The sequence below is a fragment of the Mycobacterium hubeiense genome, from assembly GCF_002838065.1.
GTDB lineage: Bacteria > Actinomycetota > Actinomycetes > Mycobacteriales > Mycobacteriaceae > Mycobacterium > Mycobacterium hubeiense.
On sequence record NZ_PIZU01000043.1, the window covers coordinates 22,501 to 37,846 of the forward strand.

Annotated in this window: 17 protein-coding genes; 14 read left to right on the top strand and 3 right to left on the bottom strand. The window is 67.7% G+C overall.

The window, feature by feature from the left end; translation table 11 throughout:
- Positions 1–2: 2 nt before the first annotated feature.
- The 12 genes from phnE (at position 3) to CWS39_RS23850 (ending at position 10,959) form a co-directional block, all read left to right on the top strand.
- A complete protein-coding gene (gene phnE, locus CWS39_RS23795) occupies positions 3–803 on the top strand; it encodes a phosphonate ABC transporter, permease protein PhnE (RefSeq protein ID WP_233213655.1) in 801 nt (266 codons plus the stop codon).
- Between the two features lie 8 nt (positions 804–811).
- Positions 812–1,546: a GntR family transcriptional regulator gene (locus CWS39_RS23800; protein WP_102145363.1), complete on the top strand. Its 735-nt coding sequence runs from the start codon at positions 812–814 to the stop codon at positions 1,544–1,546.
- A complete protein-coding gene (locus CWS39_RS23805; RefSeq protein WP_102145364.1) occupies positions 1,543–1,959 on the top strand; it encodes a phosphonate C-P lyase system protein PhnG in 417 nt (138 codons plus the stop codon). Before CWS39_RS23800 ends, CWS39_RS23805 begins: the two co-directional genes overlap by 4 nt.
- The gene (phnH, locus tag CWS39_RS23810; protein ID WP_102145365.1) at positions 1,956–2,516 is read left to right on the top strand and encodes a phosphonate C-P lyase system protein PhnH; all 561 of its coding nucleotides are present in this window, start codon (positions 1,956–1,958) and stop codon (positions 2,514–2,516) included. Before CWS39_RS23805 ends, phnH begins: the two co-directional genes overlap by 4 nt.
- Positions 2,516–3,523, top strand: a complete 1,008-nt coding sequence (locus tag CWS39_RS23815) for a carbon-phosphorus lyase complex subunit PhnI (RefSeq protein ID WP_102145366.1) — start codon at positions 2,516–2,518, stop codon at positions 3,521–3,523. The genes phnH and CWS39_RS23815 overlap by 1 nt, the downstream gene beginning before the upstream one ends.
- Entirely contained in the window at positions 3,520–4,374 is an 855-nt protein-coding gene (locus tag CWS39_RS23820; RefSeq protein ID WP_102145367.1) for an alpha-D-ribose 1-methylphosphonate 5-phosphate C-P-lyase PhnJ, read from the top strand. The genes CWS39_RS23815 and CWS39_RS23820 overlap by 4 nt, the downstream gene beginning before the upstream one ends.
- A complete protein-coding gene (locus CWS39_RS23825) occupies positions 4,371–5,213 on the top strand; it encodes an ATP-binding cassette domain-containing protein (protein WP_233213656.1) in 843 nt (280 codons plus the stop codon). The genes CWS39_RS23820 and CWS39_RS23825 overlap by 4 nt, the downstream gene beginning before the upstream one ends.
- Entirely contained in the window at positions 5,210–5,881 is a 672-nt protein-coding gene (locus tag CWS39_RS23830; protein WP_102145369.1) for an ATP-binding cassette domain-containing protein, read from the top strand. Before CWS39_RS23825 ends, CWS39_RS23830 begins: the two co-directional genes overlap by 4 nt.
- On the top strand, positions 5,866–7,041 hold the full coding sequence (locus CWS39_RS23835; RefSeq protein ID WP_102145370.1) for an alpha-D-ribose 1-methylphosphonate 5-triphosphate diphosphatase: 1,176 nt from the start codon (positions 5,866–5,868) through the stop codon (positions 7,039–7,041). Before CWS39_RS23830 ends, CWS39_RS23835 begins: the two co-directional genes overlap by 16 nt.
- Positions 7,042–7,143: 102 nt before the next feature.
- The gene (locus CWS39_RS23840; RefSeq protein WP_102145371.1) at positions 7,144–10,143 is read left to right on the top strand and encodes an acyl-CoA synthetase; all 3,000 of its coding nucleotides are present in this window, start codon (positions 7,144–7,146) and stop codon (positions 10,141–10,143) included.
- A gap of 48 nt (positions 10,144–10,191) precedes the next feature.
- Positions 10,192–10,731 carry a hypothetical protein gene (locus CWS39_RS23845; RefSeq protein ID WP_102145372.1) on the top strand — a complete coding sequence of 180 codons (540 nt, stop codon included), beginning with the start codon at positions 10,192–10,194 and terminating at the stop codon, positions 10,729–10,731.
- Between the two features lie 9 nt (positions 10,732–10,740).
- Positions 10,741–10,959, top strand: coding sequence for a Trm112 family protein (locus CWS39_RS23850; protein ID WP_102145381.1), 219 nt, complete (start codon positions 10,741–10,743; stop codon positions 10,957–10,959).
- Here CWS39_RS23850 and CWS39_RS23855 read toward each other — a convergent pair.
- Genes CWS39_RS23855 through CWS39_RS23865 form a run of 3 tightly spaced genes read right to left on the bottom strand, consistent with a single transcriptional unit; the run spans position 10,942 to position 13,078 of the window.
- Positions 10,942–11,556: a TetR/AcrR family transcriptional regulator gene (locus CWS39_RS23855; protein ID WP_199178279.1), complete on the bottom strand. Its 615-nt coding sequence runs from the start codon at positions 11,554–11,556 to the stop codon at positions 10,942–10,944. The genes CWS39_RS23850 and CWS39_RS23855 overlap by 18 nt on opposite strands.
- A gap of 8 nt (positions 11,557–11,564) precedes the next feature.
- Positions 11,565–12,383, bottom strand: coding sequence for an ABC transporter permease (locus CWS39_RS23860; protein ID WP_102145373.1), 819 nt, complete (start codon positions 12,381–12,383; stop codon positions 11,565–11,567).
- On the bottom strand, positions 12,317–13,078 hold the full coding sequence (locus CWS39_RS23865) for an ABC transporter ATP-binding protein (protein ID WP_102145374.1): 762 nt from the start codon (positions 13,076–13,078) through the stop codon (positions 12,317–12,319). The genes CWS39_RS23860 and CWS39_RS23865 overlap by 67 nt, the downstream gene beginning before the upstream one ends.
- A gap of 59 nt (positions 13,079–13,137) precedes the next feature.
- On the opposite strand from CWS39_RS23865, the gene CWS39_RS23870 reads away from it, so the two are divergent.
- Entirely contained in the window at positions 13,138–13,749 is a 612-nt protein-coding gene (locus tag CWS39_RS23870; protein ID WP_102145375.1) for a DNA-3-methyladenine glycosylase, read from the top strand.
- Between the two features lie 76 nt (positions 13,750–13,825).
- Positions 13,826–15,112, top strand: coding sequence for a tyrosine--tRNA ligase (tyrS, locus tag CWS39_RS23875; protein WP_102145376.1), 1,287 nt, complete (start codon positions 13,826–13,828; stop codon positions 15,110–15,112).
- Positions 15,113–15,346: the final 234 nt, after the last annotated feature.

The window sequence follows — 15,346 nt, forward strand, 5'->3', positions numbered from 1 at the left end:
AAGTGCCTGACAGGAGCGATGCGCCTGCGCGGGTCCGCCGGCCCAGCCTGCTGACCCTCGTCGTCGTGCTGGTCGTCGGCGGACTGCTGGTGCACGGCTGGACACAGGGTGCAGCGGTGCGCCCGGATTCCCTTGCCGCCGGCGTCTTCCGGCTCGGTGATCTCGTCGCCGACGCGGTACCGCCCGACGGGAGCCGGCTCGGGCCGATTCTCAAGGCCCTGTTGGTCACCGTCGAGATGGCGCTGCTCGGCACCATCATCGGCGTCGTCCTCAGCCTGCCGCTCGCCGTGCTCGCAGCCCGTAACACCACCCCGCATTGGTCGCTGTACGCCGTCAGCCGTGCCATCGTCACCGTCGGCAGGACCATTCCCGACCTGGTGTGGGGCTTGATCTTCGTGATCGCGGTGGGGCTGGGCCCCGAAGCCGGCGTGCTGGCTATCGCTGTCGACGTAATGGGTTTCTGCGGAAGGTTTTTCGCCGAAAGTATCGAGGACCTCGACCCTGGGCGGATCGAGGGATTGCGCGCGCTGGGCGCCCCGCGGCTAGGCATTCTCGTTGGTGGTGTGATTCCGGCCTGTCTGCCGTCGTTCGTGACGACATCGATGTTCGCGCTCGAGTCATCGGCACGCTCGTCGGTGGTGCTCGGCCTCGTCGGCGCTGGCGGCATCGGGATCGAGTTGGCTACCTCGATGACGCTGCTGCGCTACGACGAGGCGGCCACAATCATCCTGGCGATCCTCGGGGTTGTCGTTGTCTTCGAACGGGTTTCGTCGGCGATCCGACGGCGCGTCCTGGGAGGGTAGAGGTGTAGATGAGTAATCTGCTTGATGTGATCAATCGGTACGCCGACCGCCCGATCTACCGCCAACTCAGCGATGTGCTCGAAGCGCGGCTGGTCGAGGAGGCGCGGCCGGGCGACCGGCTGCCCAGCGAGGCGGAACTGTCGCAGCAGTTCGACGTGAACCGGCTCACGGTGCGGCGTGCGCTCAACGAGCTCCATCAGCGCGGGCTGATCGAAACCATCCACGGCAAGGGTTCTTTCGTCGCCGCACCGGTGGTGCGCTACGACATCTCCACCGGCCGCGATGCGAGCTTCACCCGCAGCATGCGCGAGCTCGGCCACCGGGTGGGCATGCGGCTGCTGACCACCGAAGTCGTCAAGACCCCCGAACTGCAGAGCGAACTGCGCACGCGCGGCAAGGTACTGGTGTGCACAGCGGTGCGCCTTGTCGACGACCAGCCGTGGTCGCTGTCGGTGACCTCCATTGGCGCCGAACGCTTCCCGGGCCTAACCAAGCAGTGGTCGGGTGATACGTCGCTGTTCGACTTTTTGCTCGACCACCACGGGGTGAGGATGCAGCGCGCTTACCGGACGTTCTCGGCGGGTCTAGCCGAACCCTCCGAAGCCGAGCACCTCCAGGTGCGGGTAGGGGCTCCACTTCTCGAAATGCGCGGGCTCAACGTCGACCAGGATCAGAACCCGGTTGCCTTGGTGCAGCACCGTTTTCGAGCCGATCGTGTGCAGTTCACGGTGGACCTGTTGTGAGACCAGAAGATCGGTTCGAGGCCTTGGCCGCCGCGGACGCCCAGGCGCTCGAATCGCTGGCCGACGAGATCCTCGCCGGCGGGGTCGACGTGTCGGTTTCCGCGGGACCCGAATCGGTGAGCGCTCCGGTTCGGGTAGGCGCGGCGGATTCAGACGGCACTACCGTGGTGCTCGGGCACGTGGCGCTGACCCGGTGCTCGGTCCTTGTCGACGGCATACGAGGCGACGGACTACGCGTCGGCTATGACCTGCCTGGCGCCGTTGCGGCGGCCATCTGTGACGCCGAATGCGAACGGGCCGGGGCGCTTTCGACGCAGGTGTACGAGCTGTGCCGGGCTGCGCAGGAGGCTCAGGCGCGGCGACGACGCGCGCAGGCCGACCTTGTCGCGATGACCAGGCTGGAGGAGCCGTGAGGTGGGACTCGGTACATGACGGGCGCACCGCCTTCCTGTCGTGCATGCGGGCGATGTGCGCACCCGGCACACCCATCGAGATTCCGTGTGTGCCGCAGCTGTGCGAACTCACCGAACTCGACAGTGCGGCGGCACTCCTGCTCGCCCTGCTCGACCGCGGACTGAGTCTGGGCGTGTCCGGCGGTGACGCCGCACGCAGGGTCGCGGCGATGGTGGTCGCCGACACCGGTGCAACGAGCGCCGGCGTCAGCGAGGCCGACTGGGTGTTGGTGCACGGCGCGGCGGCCGATACCATCGCGCGGGCGCGGCGCGGCAGCCCCCTCGCGCCTGAAACCGGGGCGACGCTGGTGATCGCCGCAGCCGGTGAACCCCATCCGATGTCGATCACCGGGCCCGGTGTCTGCGACCGGGCCACAGTCCTCGTCCCGCTCGACGCGGTCGCCGTGCACGCGTTCACCGCCGCGAATTCGCAACCTCCATGCGGGGTCGACCTCTTGATCGTCACCGCGAACTGTGTGATCGGACTGCCGCGCAGCGTCTCGCTCGGGGTGGCGTGATGTACGCGAGCATGCATGAGAACGACGCCCTGCGCGCCGCTCGGGTGATTGCGCAACGTGCCTCGGCCGGACCCGGGGATCGCACGAACACCAGCGCGCTCGAGGAACAGGTGTGCGCGGAGGCCGGCTTGTGGGAGACGACGGCGGCTCGGCGGGCACTGCACCAGTCGCGCGGCGATGCCGCGCACGCCGTTTCGATGCTGCGCGTGTGGGCCGCGACGCAGCCGCACGCGCACGCGCTGCCGGTTCGCTCCGACGACATCGTCATACTTCGACGGTTGTCGTCCGCGTATCCGCGCATACCCGGAGGGCAATGGCTCGGTGTCGCCCCCGAACTTGTTTCCCGCCAACTGAATTGGAATGCTGCGCCAGCTGCCGTCGAACCGTCTGAACGGGCCGGCGACGTGCCGTCTGACGCGGTCGATGCACCGACACGCACCGCCACCCCGCGTGTCCGCGACCTCATCGACGACGCGCGGGTGGTGCCGACACCGGTCGACGGCGACGGTGACGACCCGGCGCGAACCGTGCTGGCGCCGCCGTTCGCGCGGGCAGATCGGCTGGCGATGCTCGCCAGGGGCGAGACGGGCGCGCTGGTCGCGCTGGCCGCGCTGATCCTCGGCCGCCGACAGGAAGCGGTAATGCTGGAACTCACCGTCGGCGTTGCCACGATCAGGGTGCCCCACCCGCGCACCGGCGTGCCGTGTGCGGTCGCCGACGTGCCGCTCACCGAGGTCGAGGTCGTCCTCGACGCGGACGTCGACGGGCGGCCAGGGCTCGCGACGGGCTGGGGCGCCTCGCTGGGAACGGTGGAGCGCAGGGCGATCGCCCTGGCCCTGCTCGACGCGGCGATGCAGGCCGACGGCGACCTGCGCGAACCGTTGACACTCGACGAGCAGACGGTGATCGCAGCCACCGACGGTCCCGCCACCAACGGATTCGTCGAGCACCTCCGGCTGCCCCACTACGCCAGCTTCGCCGCCTACCTCGCGCTGGTTGCGACATGACCCGTAGGGTTGCAGCCCTCGCCGCCGCACATGGCCGGCCCGAGGCCTACGCGTATCTCGACGAAGACACCAAACGCAATGTCCGGCGGGCGATTCTCAAGGCGCTCGCGATCCCCGGCTGGCAGGTGCCTTTCGCGTCGCGTGAGATGCCGGTCGCCAGGGGCTGGGGTAGCGGAGGCCTGCAGGTGACCCTGTCACTGGTCGGCCCTTCCGATGTGGTGAAGGTTATCGACCAGGGCGACGACTTCTCCTCCAACGCCGTTGGGATGCGTAACCTGATCAGCGCGTCGGCACGCTGCGCGGCGACAACAAGCACGACCGAAGCCACCATCATCCAAAGCCGCCACCGCATACCGGAATTGGAGCTGCGACCCGATCAGCTCCTCGTCCTGCAGGTGCCCCATCCCGAGCCACTGCGCCGAGTGGTGCCAGACGAGGTCGCAGCGCTGCGACATCACGCCGAACGTGACTACACACCCGCATGGCTTGACCTCTACGACGCACAGGCCCGGCTAGGCGGACCACGGACCGCAGCCGATCATCCGGTGCTGGTTGACGGCGCGCGATTGATGAGCCCCAGCCCGATACCGCGGTACGACGTATTGCGGCTCAACCAGCGAGTGCACCCGATCCTGCTTGGCGCCGGACGCCGAGCCCGGCTGGCGGCGTTGCCGCCCCACACCAGCGTGGCGCCGCTGGCCTTCGATGACAGCCCGCTCGAACCCGAGCGAGCGGGAGCGCCGTGCCACAGATGTGGTAGTGCGCACTCGTATCGTGTTGCAGCCGAAGGCCGATGGCGCTGCAGCGACATCGACGCCTGCCGCGTCCGGCTCGAGGCGACGATCCCGTGACAACCGACCCCGCCTCCGACTGGACCGGCCCAAACTCACTTGTTCCGCCGGCGCCGGTCGTATCGGTACGCGGCCTGACACACCGCTTCGGCTCGGGCTGTGACCGATGCATCGCACTGACGGGCGAAGCCGCCGGCACCAACCGCTGCTCGGCGTGCGGCGCCGTCGTCGCGGTGTACGACGCGTCATTTGACGTCGGTCCCCATGAGGTACTCGGCGTCGTCGGTGAGTCCGGATCTGGCAAGACCACCCTGCTGCGCTGCCTGCACCTCGACATCACGCCGGATGCCGGCTCGATCTCCGTTGCAGGACAACCAATCGAGCGGTCGGCAGTGGTCATGGTGCACCAAAACGCCCTGGCGGCAGGGCTTTATCCCCGGCTCGCCGCCGAATCAAATGTCGCAGAACGTCTTCTCGGCCGCGGCGCGCGCCACTTCGGCAAAGTCCACACGCGTGCAGCGGAATTGCTCACTGAGCTCGGCCTACACCCGGAGCGCCACACCGACGCGCTGATGACGTTCTCCGGCGGCATGCAGCAGCGCGTCCAACTCGCCCGGGCACTGGTCGACCCGCCACAGGTGCTGCTGCTCGACGAGCCGACGACCGGACTCGACCCGTCGGTTCAGGCCGATCTGCTCGACGTCGTTCAACGCGTCACCGAGGCACTGGGATCGGCGTCGATCGTCGTGTCTCATGATCTCGCCGCGGTCCGCGTGCTGGCGTCGCGCATCGTGGTCCTACACCACGGGCGCATTGTCGAGGAGGGCATCTGCGAGCAGGTGCTCGAGGACCCCCAGCATCCCTACACCCAGCTTCTCGTGTCGTCGAGGCTGACATGACCCGTCCCGCGTCGTCCGAAATACGCGTTACCGGCCTGTCAAAGCGGTTCGACCCGCAACCCAAGGTCCTCGACGACGTTGAGCTGACCGCACGCGGTGGCGGCCTCGCGTTGATCGTCGGCGCCCCAGGTTCGGGCAAGTCGACTCTGGCGCGATGCCTGACCGGGGTGTACCGACCCGACAACGGCACGGTGACGTATCGGCTGGGTAGCCGCGGCGCGGTCGATCTCACCGCGGCTGACGCCCGGACGGTGGCGTGGCTGCGAACGCACCACATCGGCTCGTTCGACGGACTCGTCGCGGCGCCACCGCGATTGCCCGCGGCGGTCGCGGCGGCCAGGGCCGCACGATGCAGTCGTTCGTCGGCCGTGGCAGCGCTGGGGCGTTTCCACATCGCAAATCTGGCGTCGGTGCCGATCGGGCGCCTGCGAGTCTCGGATCGGCTGGCGGTGTCGCTGGCCGCGGCACTGCTCTCCGAACGACCGTTCGTGGTGCTCGACGAACCTGAACGATTCGCAGACGGCGAAGGCCTGACCCGATGGCTGCGGCGCCTGACCGACGACGGTGCTGCGGTCGTCGCCACGGGCAGCCCGGGAAGCCCGCTCCACGGAATCGCGACCGCGACAGGTGAGCTACGGAGAGGAAAGATTCAATGGCGCAAACCGTAATCGACGGCGTCACAGTTATTCCCGGTAACGGCAGGCCGATCATGCGAGACGCTGCCGTGTTACTTGACGCCGTCGGCACTGTCATCGAGATCACCGAGGGCGCACCCGCTGACGATCTGTTGCTCGTCCCCGCCGCCGTGGACCTGCACCTGGACAACCTCGTGCAGCGCCGACGGCCACGGGCGACGGTGTCGCTCGATCACGAGGCGGTGATCACCGTGCTCGACGCCGAGTGTGCCGCGGCGGGCATCTCCACCGTATGCGTCGCCGCGCGGTGCGAGCATTCGCCGCGCAAGGGCATCGATATCGCCGACGCCGCCGCACTGGCCGCTGCCGTCGAGAAGCTCGCGCCATACCTGTGCTGCGACTGGAGAATTCACGCTCGGGTCGAGCTGACGGACGACGGGGCGATGGAATCACTGCTCGCCGTGTTGGCCGCATCCTCACGAGTCGCGCTGATCTCGATGATCGAGACCACGGCGGCGCGTAGCAGGTTTTCGTCGGTCGCCGAGACGCGTAAGTTCTACGCACAGGACTGGGGGGTGTCCGAAGCCGAAGTCGAGGCCGTGTTCAATGTCCACGCCGCCCAACTGGCCCTCGTCGACGAGCGTCGGAAAGAGGTTGCTGCACTTGCACTTCAGCGAGAGATCACCCTTGCGAGCCACGACGACAGAACGCCGGAGCACATTGACGAAGCCTTCGAATTCGGTGCGCGCGTCGCCGAATTTCCGCTGACGATGGAGGCCGCGCGCCGCGCGCAGGCTCTTGGCATGCACGTCGTTTTGGGGGCTCCCAACGCGCTGCGAGGCCGTTCGACATCGTCGGGCAACGTGTTGGCGGCCGACGCTGTCACCGCCGGCCTGTGTGACGTGCTGTGCTCGGACTACCTGCCGTCGTCGCTGCAATCCGCGCCCCATGCACTCGCGCGTAGTACGTCTGTACCAGCGTCGACGACGATCGACCTCATCTCCTCGAACCCGGCGGCGGTTCTGGGGCAGTCGTCAATGGCAATCGAGATCGGCAAGCCGTTGACGGCGTCGCTGCGGCGGGTACGTCGTGATGCCCGTGACGCGCACGTCGGAATCGCGCTGTGGCGTGACGGGCGACTGGTCTTCGGCCGCGAGTCACCGGCCTTCGCCATCACGCCCGCCGCGGGCTAGGCGCGCCCGGCTGTGCACCGCCAATCCCGGCGGCCTGTTGTGACCCTTGTGCCATGATGACGGGGCAATCGGGGGATTGAGCCACAAACAAGGGGAGCGTGGATGGTGGACTTCGGGGCTATTGCCAAGCCGGTGGGGCGGCTGGTGGCCACCGCGCAGAACGGCCTAGAAGTGCTGCGATACGGCGGTCTGGAGACCGGCGCGGTGCCCTCGCCATTCCAGATCGTCGAAAGCGTGCCGATGTACCGGCTGCGGCGGTATTTCCCGCCGGACACTCGTCCCGGCGCAAAGCCCCCGGGGCCGCCGGTGCTGATGGTCCACCCGATGATGATGTCGGCGGACATGTGGGACGTCACTCGCGACGATGGCGCCGTCGGCATCCTGCACCGGTCCGGGATCGACCCGTGGGTGATCGACTTCGGTTCACCCGACAAGGTCGAGGGCGGTATGGAGCGCAACCTCGCCGACCACGTCGTCGCGCTGAGCGAAGCGATCGACACCGTCAACACCGTGACCGGCAGAGAAGTCCACCTGGCGGGCTACTCCCAGGGCGGCATGTTCTGCTACCAGACCGCCGCATACCGCCGCTCCAAGGACCTCGCCAGCATCGTCGCGTTCGGCGCACCGGTAGACACCCTCGCCGGTCTGCCGATGAACCTGCCCGCAGGCGTGGCCGCTACCGCTGCGGATTTCATGGCCGATCACGTGTTCAGCCGCATCGACATCCCGAGCTGGTTGGCGCGCACCGGTTTTCAGATGCTCGACCCCATCAAGACCGCACAGGCCCGGCTCGAGTTCCTGCGTCAGCTGCACGACCGGGAGGCGCTGCTCCCGCGCGAGCAGCAGCGACGCTTCCTGGCCTCGGAAGGCTGGATTGCCTGGTCAGGCCCAGCGATCGCCGAGCTGCTCAAGCAGTTCATCGCGCACAACCGGATGATCACCGGCGGCTTTTCCATTCACGGCGAGCTGGTCACGCTGTCCGATATCACGTGCCCGGTGCTGGCAGTCGTCGGCGAAGTCGACGATATCGGACAGCCCGCCGCGGTGCGCGGAATCAAACGCGCTGCCCCCCAAGCTGATGTGTACGAGTTCTGCATCCGCGCAGGCCATTTCGGCCTCGTCGTCGGGTCGAAGGCCACCACGCAGACGTGGCCGACGGTGGCCCAATGGGTCAAGTGGCTCGACGGCAAAGGCGATCTGCCCGACGGCGTCGCACCGATGGCGCTACAGCCCGCAGAACACACCGAGACCGGCGTGACGCTCAGCTCGCGGGTGGCGCACGGCGCGACGGCCGCCACCGAAATGGCGTTCGGCCTTGCCCGATCGGCGGCCGACGCGTTGGTCGCGGCGAATAAGTCCGCACGCACGCTGGCCATCGAGACCGCGCGCACCCTGCCCCGGCTGGCACGCCTCGGTCAGATCAACGATCACACCCGAATCTCATTGGGCCGCATCATGTCTGAGCAGGCGCGCGGTGCGCCCAACGGCGAGTGCCTACTGTTCGACGGCCGGGTGCACACCTACGAGGCCGTCGACCGCCGCATCAACAACGTGGTGCGCGGCCTCATCGAGGTGGGCGTGCGCCAGGGCGCTCACGTCGGCGTACTGATGGAGACCCGGCCCAGCGCCTTGGTGGCGATCGCCGCGCTGTCCCGGTTGGGTGCCGTCGCGGTGTTGATGCCGCCTGATGTGGACCTGGCCGAGGCCGCCCGGCTCGGCGCGGTGTCGGAGATCATCGCCGACCCGAGCAACCTCGACGCCGCACGCCAACTGCCCATGCGGGTGCTGGTGCTGGGCGGCGGCGAGTCGCGCGATCTGCACGTGCCGGACAACGCCGACGTCGTCGACATGGAAAAGATCGACCCCGACGCGGTCGAGCTGCCCGGCTGGTACCGGCCCAACCCCGGGCTCGCACGGGACCTCGCATTCGTCGGTTTCAGTTCCATCGGTGGTGAACTGATCGCTCGCCAGATCACCAACTTCCGCTGGGCGTTGTCGGCGTTCGGCACGGCCTCCGCCGCCAACCTGGGCCGCGGCGACACGGTCTACTGCCTCACCCCGCTGCACCACCAGTCCGGGTTGCTGGTCGCGTTGGGCGGTGCGGTCGTCGGCGGGGCCCGCATCGCGCTGTCGCGGGGGCTGCGGCCGGACCGGTTCGTTCAGGAGATCCGCCAATACGGGGTCACGGTGGTGTCCTATACCTGGGCGATGCTGCGGGAGGTCATCGATGATCCCTCGTTCTCGCTGACCGGCAGCCATCCGGTGCGGCTTTTCATCGGCGCCGGTATGCCGGTGGGGTTGTGGAAACGCGTGATCGAGGTGTTCGAGCCGGCCCATGTGGTCGAGTTCTTCGCCACCACCGACGGGCATGCGGTCCTGGCGAACGTGTCGGGCGTCAAGATCGGCAGCAAGGGTCGGCCGCTGCCCGGCGGCGGGCACGTCGAGTTGGCTGCCTACGACCCCGACGACGACCTGATCCTCGAGGACCAGCAGGGATTCGTCCGCAAAGCCCGGGCCAACGAGGTGGGTGTGCTGCTGGCGCACCCGCGCGGTCCCGTCGACCCCACCGCCCCGGTCAAGCGGGGCGTGTTCGCCCCGGCCGACACCTGGGTGTCGACGGAGTTTCTGTTCCGGCGCGACGACGACGGCGACTATTGGCTGGTCGACAATCGCGGCTCGGTGATCCGCACGGCGCGCGGACCCGTCTTCGCCTCGTCGGTGAACGATGCCGTCGGACGCCTCGACGCGGTGGACCTCGCGGTGACCTACGGCGTCGAGGTCGGCGGCCGCGAGGTGGCGGTGACGGCGCTCGAGCTTCGGCCGGGCGGCAGCATCCCATCGGCGGACCTGTCCGAGGCGTTGGCCGACCTGACGGTCGGCAATCCACCCGACATCGTGCACGTGGTGCCGTCGATGGCGCTCAGTGCGTCGTACCGCCCGCTGGTCAGTCCGCTGCGCGCTGCGGGCATCCCGAAGGCGTCGCGCACATCGTGGTACCTCGATCCGGACACGAAGCGATACAAGCGCCTGACGGTCGCGATCCGCGCCGAACTGGCCGGAGCAGCACACCGCGCCGCCGCTGACCCGCAGGCACAACAGTGAGCGACGTGCCGTGCACACTGTTAGGCTCCCGCTGGCGGAGGAGGATCGATGACATCGCACAGCGGTAGGCACCGCTACACCGCGAGTGCCGCGTTGGCCCTCGGATTATGGACGGGCTTCGGAGTGCCGGCGGCGTTCGCAGAGCCCGCGCAACCGACCGAGACCGAGACCCCGACCGCGGCGGCCGACACCCGCGCTCCCGGCGAGAGCTGCACCGGTGAGGACTGCGCGAAGCCGGTAGAAGGAGAGGCCGCTCCCGCGAAGATGTCGGCCGACGAAGCGCTCTCGATGATCCACGACGAGTACGCCCAAGGTGATGGCGGCGGCCATGTGTCCAAACTGATCGACGATGTGATGACGTTGCGCGCGCAGGGCTTCCGGCCTTCCAATGCGAACGCCGCCGCGCTTGCGCAAGCATTGGAGTATCGGCCCAACCAGGCACCGCTCGTGGAGGCGTTGAAAGCCACGCTGGCGTATCAGCGCAAACTTCAGGCGCAGGCGGCCGCCCAACCGCAACCCCCGACGTCGATCGGCATCAATCAGACTCCGGAGGGCCAGCCGCCACCGATCACGATTCCGCTCGGCTGACGCGGCGTGGTGCTCGACGACAAGCTGCTCAGCATCCTGGTCTGCCCGCAGGACCGCGGCCCGCTGCTGTTGATCGACGATGAGTTCCTCTACAACCCGCGGCTGCGACGGGCGTACCGCATCGACGACGGCATCCCCGTCTTGCTCGTCGACGAGGCCGTGGCGGTCACCGACGACGCCGAGCACCAGCGGATGCTCGAGCGCGCGAAGTCATCCGAATCCGGGTAATTCGCCGGTGAGATAGCGCTGGAGGTTCGGCGCGATGGTTTCGGCGATCTGTTCCACCGGAATCGATTTGAACGGATCCAACTCCAGGATGTAGCGGGCCATCACCACACCCAACAATTGCGACGCCACGAACTGCACCCGAACCCGACCCGAGCCGGGCGGGTTATCCACGCGGGAACCGATTTCGACGGCGATCACCTCCTGCAGAAACGATCGGAACAGCCCGACGTCGGTGCCCGCCAGCATCGACCGCAGCGTCGCAATGAATCCCGTCCGCAACTCGTTGTCCCACAACGGCAGAAGCAACGACGGCAGCTTGCGCCCCAGTTCCTCGACTGGCGTCTCGCGCAGCGGCCCGATGACCTGCATCGGGTCGATGGGGATGTGGATCGCAGCCGCGAACAGTTGCTGCTTGGTGCCGTAGTAGTGATGCACCAGGGCCGGGTCGACGCCGGCTCGAGCGGCCACCGCGCGGATCGAGGTCTTGTCGATGCCGTTGGCGGCGAACAACTCCCGCGCGCTGTCCAGGATGCGTTCGCGGGTGTCCGACGTCCCCGGTGGGCGCCCGGGTCGCTTGCGTTCGCGCCCGGGATCCAGTGTGCCGGTCAAGGCGTCCGCCGTCGCAATGTCGCAGCGGCCAGACACAGCGCCAGGACTGCGAAGCCGATGACGACGATGATGTCGCGCACCGCGATGAACGTCAGATCTGGATACGCGCCGACTTGCTGTAGGGCCTCGAGCGCATAACTGGCCGGCAGCACATTGCTGATCCACTGCAACCACTCGGGCATGACGTCGCGGGGGACCAGGATTCCGCACAGCAGCAACTGCGGCACGATGACCACCGGCATGAACTGCACGGCCTGAAACTCCGTGCGGGCAAAGGCGCTACACAACAGACCGAGTCCGACGCCCAGCACCGCATTGATGATCGCGATGATGAACACCAGCGCGGGGCTGCCGGCGGTGTCGAACCCGAGGAACCAGAAGGCCACGATGCAGGCCAGCGTGGCCTGCGCGGCCGCGGCGATCGAGAATGCGGTGCCGTAGGCGGCCAACAGGTCGATCCGGCGCAGCGGCGTGGTGAGAATGCGCTCCAGCGTTCCCGAAACCCGTTCTCGCTGCATCGTTATCGAGGTGATGAGGAACATGACCACGAGCGGGAACACCCCGAGCAGGATGAGGCACGCGGTGTTGAACGGCGACGGCGCACCCGGTCGTGTCGGTGCCTCGGAGAACATGAAGTAGATCAGCGTGATGATCAGGCTGGGCACGACGAGAATCATTGCCACGCTGCGGTGGTCGGCGGCCAGCTGACGCAGAATCCGCGCTGTCGTGGCCAGGTAGGCCTGCGGGCTCAGCCGGCTGCGGCCGCGGTGCTGCGCTTGATGACGGACAGGAACGCTTCCTCCAGCGCCGTACATCCCGTGTCCTCTCGTAGTTTCGACGGTGTGGTGTGCGCCAATAGGTGGCCTTCACGCATCAGCAGCAGTTCGCCGCAGTGATCGGCCTCATCCATGACGTGGCTGGAGACGATCAGTGTGGTGCCGGCGCGGGCGAGTGCGTGGAACTGCTCCCACAGATCGACCCGCAGCACGGGGTCCAGGCCAACCGTTGGTTCGTCGAGCACCAGCAGTTCCGGGTGACAGACGAGCGCGGAGGCCAGCGACACCCGAGTGCGTTGGCCGCCAGACAGGTTGCCGCACAAGGCTGTTCGATGATCAGTCAACCCCACCGCTTCGATCGCATCGTCGGCTGCCTGCGCGTCGGTGCCATAGAGGGCGCCGAAGTACCTGACATTGTCGACCACACGAAGGTCGTCGTAGATCGTCGGCTCTTGGGTGACATATCCGACGCGGTGGCGCAGTTCCGCCGACCCGGCCGGCCGGCCGAGCACGGTCACGGACCCCGCGGCGACGATCTGCGTTCCCACGATGCAACGCATCAGAGTCGTTTTCCCGCAGCCGGACGGCCCGAGCAGCCCGGTGATGGTGCCGCGCGGTATCCGCACCGAGAAATCATGCAGGGCCGGCCGCTTGCCGCGAATCACCCGCAGGTGCTCGATCGACACGGCGGGTTGCTCATGACCGACTAATTCATCATTCGATGAACTCATCATGCGATGAATAGTGCTCCCCGCTGGAGCCGGTGTCAATACGTGCGGGCAGAATCGCTGCGATGAGTGCGGAGCTGTTGGCGTGTGACCCGCCGACCGCGGCCCGACGGCTGCTCGGCGCTGCGCTGACCGGGCGTGGTGTCAGCGCGATGATCGTCGAGGTAGAAGCCTACGGCGGCCCGCCCGACGGCCCGTGGCCCGACGCGGCGTCGCATTCGTTCCGCGGGCCGGGCGTACGCAACAAGGTCATGTTCGGTCCCGCCGGGCACCTGTACACCTACCGCAGCCACGGTATCCACGTGTGCGCCAACGTCGTGTGCGCGTATGACGGCGTGGCCGGCGCAGTGCTGCTGCGAGCGGCAGCCGTCGAAGCCGGCCTCGACACCGCCCATCGGCGCCGTGGCGAGAGCGTCCGACCGGTGGCGTTGGCGCGCGGACCGGGCAATCTCTGCTCGGCGCTGGGAATCACCATGGACGACAACGGAATCGACCTGTTCGACGCCGGCTCGCCGATCCGGCTCGCACTCGGTGAGGAGCACGTCGCGACGGCCGGACCGCGGGTCGGTGTGAGCAAGGCCGCCGACCGGCCCTGGCGATTCTGGTTGGCCGGTCGCCCGGAAGTGTCGTTGTATCGCCGGAGTCCACGGGCACCCGCGCCCGGCGACAGCGATTAGGTGGTGGGCGGCCTTCCGGCGGCGCGCTGACTCGGCCACGTGCGGTCGCGCCGCTTGCATGCGGGAAGATCGACGTGTGGGTACGGACATCCTCGACGAGTTGGAGTGGCGCGGGCTGGTTGCGCAGTCGACCGACCGTGACGCGCTGGCGGAGCAGCTTGCCGCCGGTCCCGTCACGGTTTACTCCGGGTTCGACCCGACCGCGCCGAGCCTGCACGCCGGACACCTGATTCCGCTGCTGACACTGCGGCGGTTTCAACAGGCGGGTCATCGGCCGATCGTGTTGGCGGGTGGCGCCACGGGGATGATCGGTGATCCTCGCGACACCGGGGAGCGCACCCTCAATACAGCCGACACCGTCGCCGAATGGACCGAGCGAATCCGCGGGCAGTTGGAACGGTTTGTGGATTTCGACGACTCACCGATCGCCGCGGTGGTGGAGAACAACGTGACGTGGACAGGTGCGTTGTCGACGATCGAGTTTCTCCGCGATGTCGGTAAACACTTCTCGGTCAACGTCATGCTCGACCGCGACACGGTCAGGCGTCGGCTGGAGGGCGAGGGCATCTCCTACACCGAGTTCAGCTACATGCTGCTGCAGGCCAACGACTATGTGGAGCTTCACCAGCGGTACGGATGTTCGCTGCAGATCGGCGGGTCGGACCAGTGGGGCAACATCATCGCGGGGGTCCGGCTGGTACGCCAGAAGCTCGGCGCCACCGTGCACGCTTTGACGACGCCGCTGGTCACCGACTCCGAGGGCAAGAAGTTCGGCAAGTCGACGGGCGGCGGAAGCCTGTGGCTGGACCCGGACATGACGAGCCCGTACGCCTGGTATCAGTACTTCATCAACACCGCCGATGCCGACGTCATGCGCTACCTGCGCTGGTTCACCTTCCTCGGGCCCGACGAGCTCGCCGAACTGCAGGAGGCGACGGACGAGCGGGCGCATGAGCGGGCGGCACAGCGCCGCCTCGCGCGGGAGCTGACCACGATGGTGCATGGTGAGGCCGCGACGCGGTCAGTGGAGCATGCCAGTCGGGCGCTGTTCGGCCGGGGCGAGCTCGCCGAGTTGGATGAGCCGACGCTGGGCGCTGCGCTACGTGAGGCGTCGGTCGCCGAGCTCGAGCCCGGCGGTCCTGATGCGATCACCGACCTGTTGGTGGCTGCCGGCCTGGTGCCGAGCAAGGGGGCCGCGCGGCGCACGATCGGCGAGGGCGGGGCGTACGTCAATAATGTCCGGATCGACAGCGAGGACTGGGTGCCGCAGCCGTCGGACTTCCTGCACGGCCGATGGCTGGTGCTGCGTCGGGGCAAGCGGAATATTGCCGGCATCCAGAAGGCTGATGGAAGGGCGGGATGACCGCTCGGAGCCGAAACACGCCGTCCATCAGGCGATTTGACTCCGAGTTTTCCCTCACGTAACTTGATCACCGTCGTCGCGACGCGGGTCCGCCCGCTGAGCGCGACGAATCCCAGAGGGACATCCACTTCGGTGGATTCCTCGCCGTCCGTACTACAGGTCCGCGGCATTCGCCGCGGGCTCGTTGCGCGGCCGGAGCGGGTGTGTTGTTTGAGAACTCAATAGTGTGTTTGG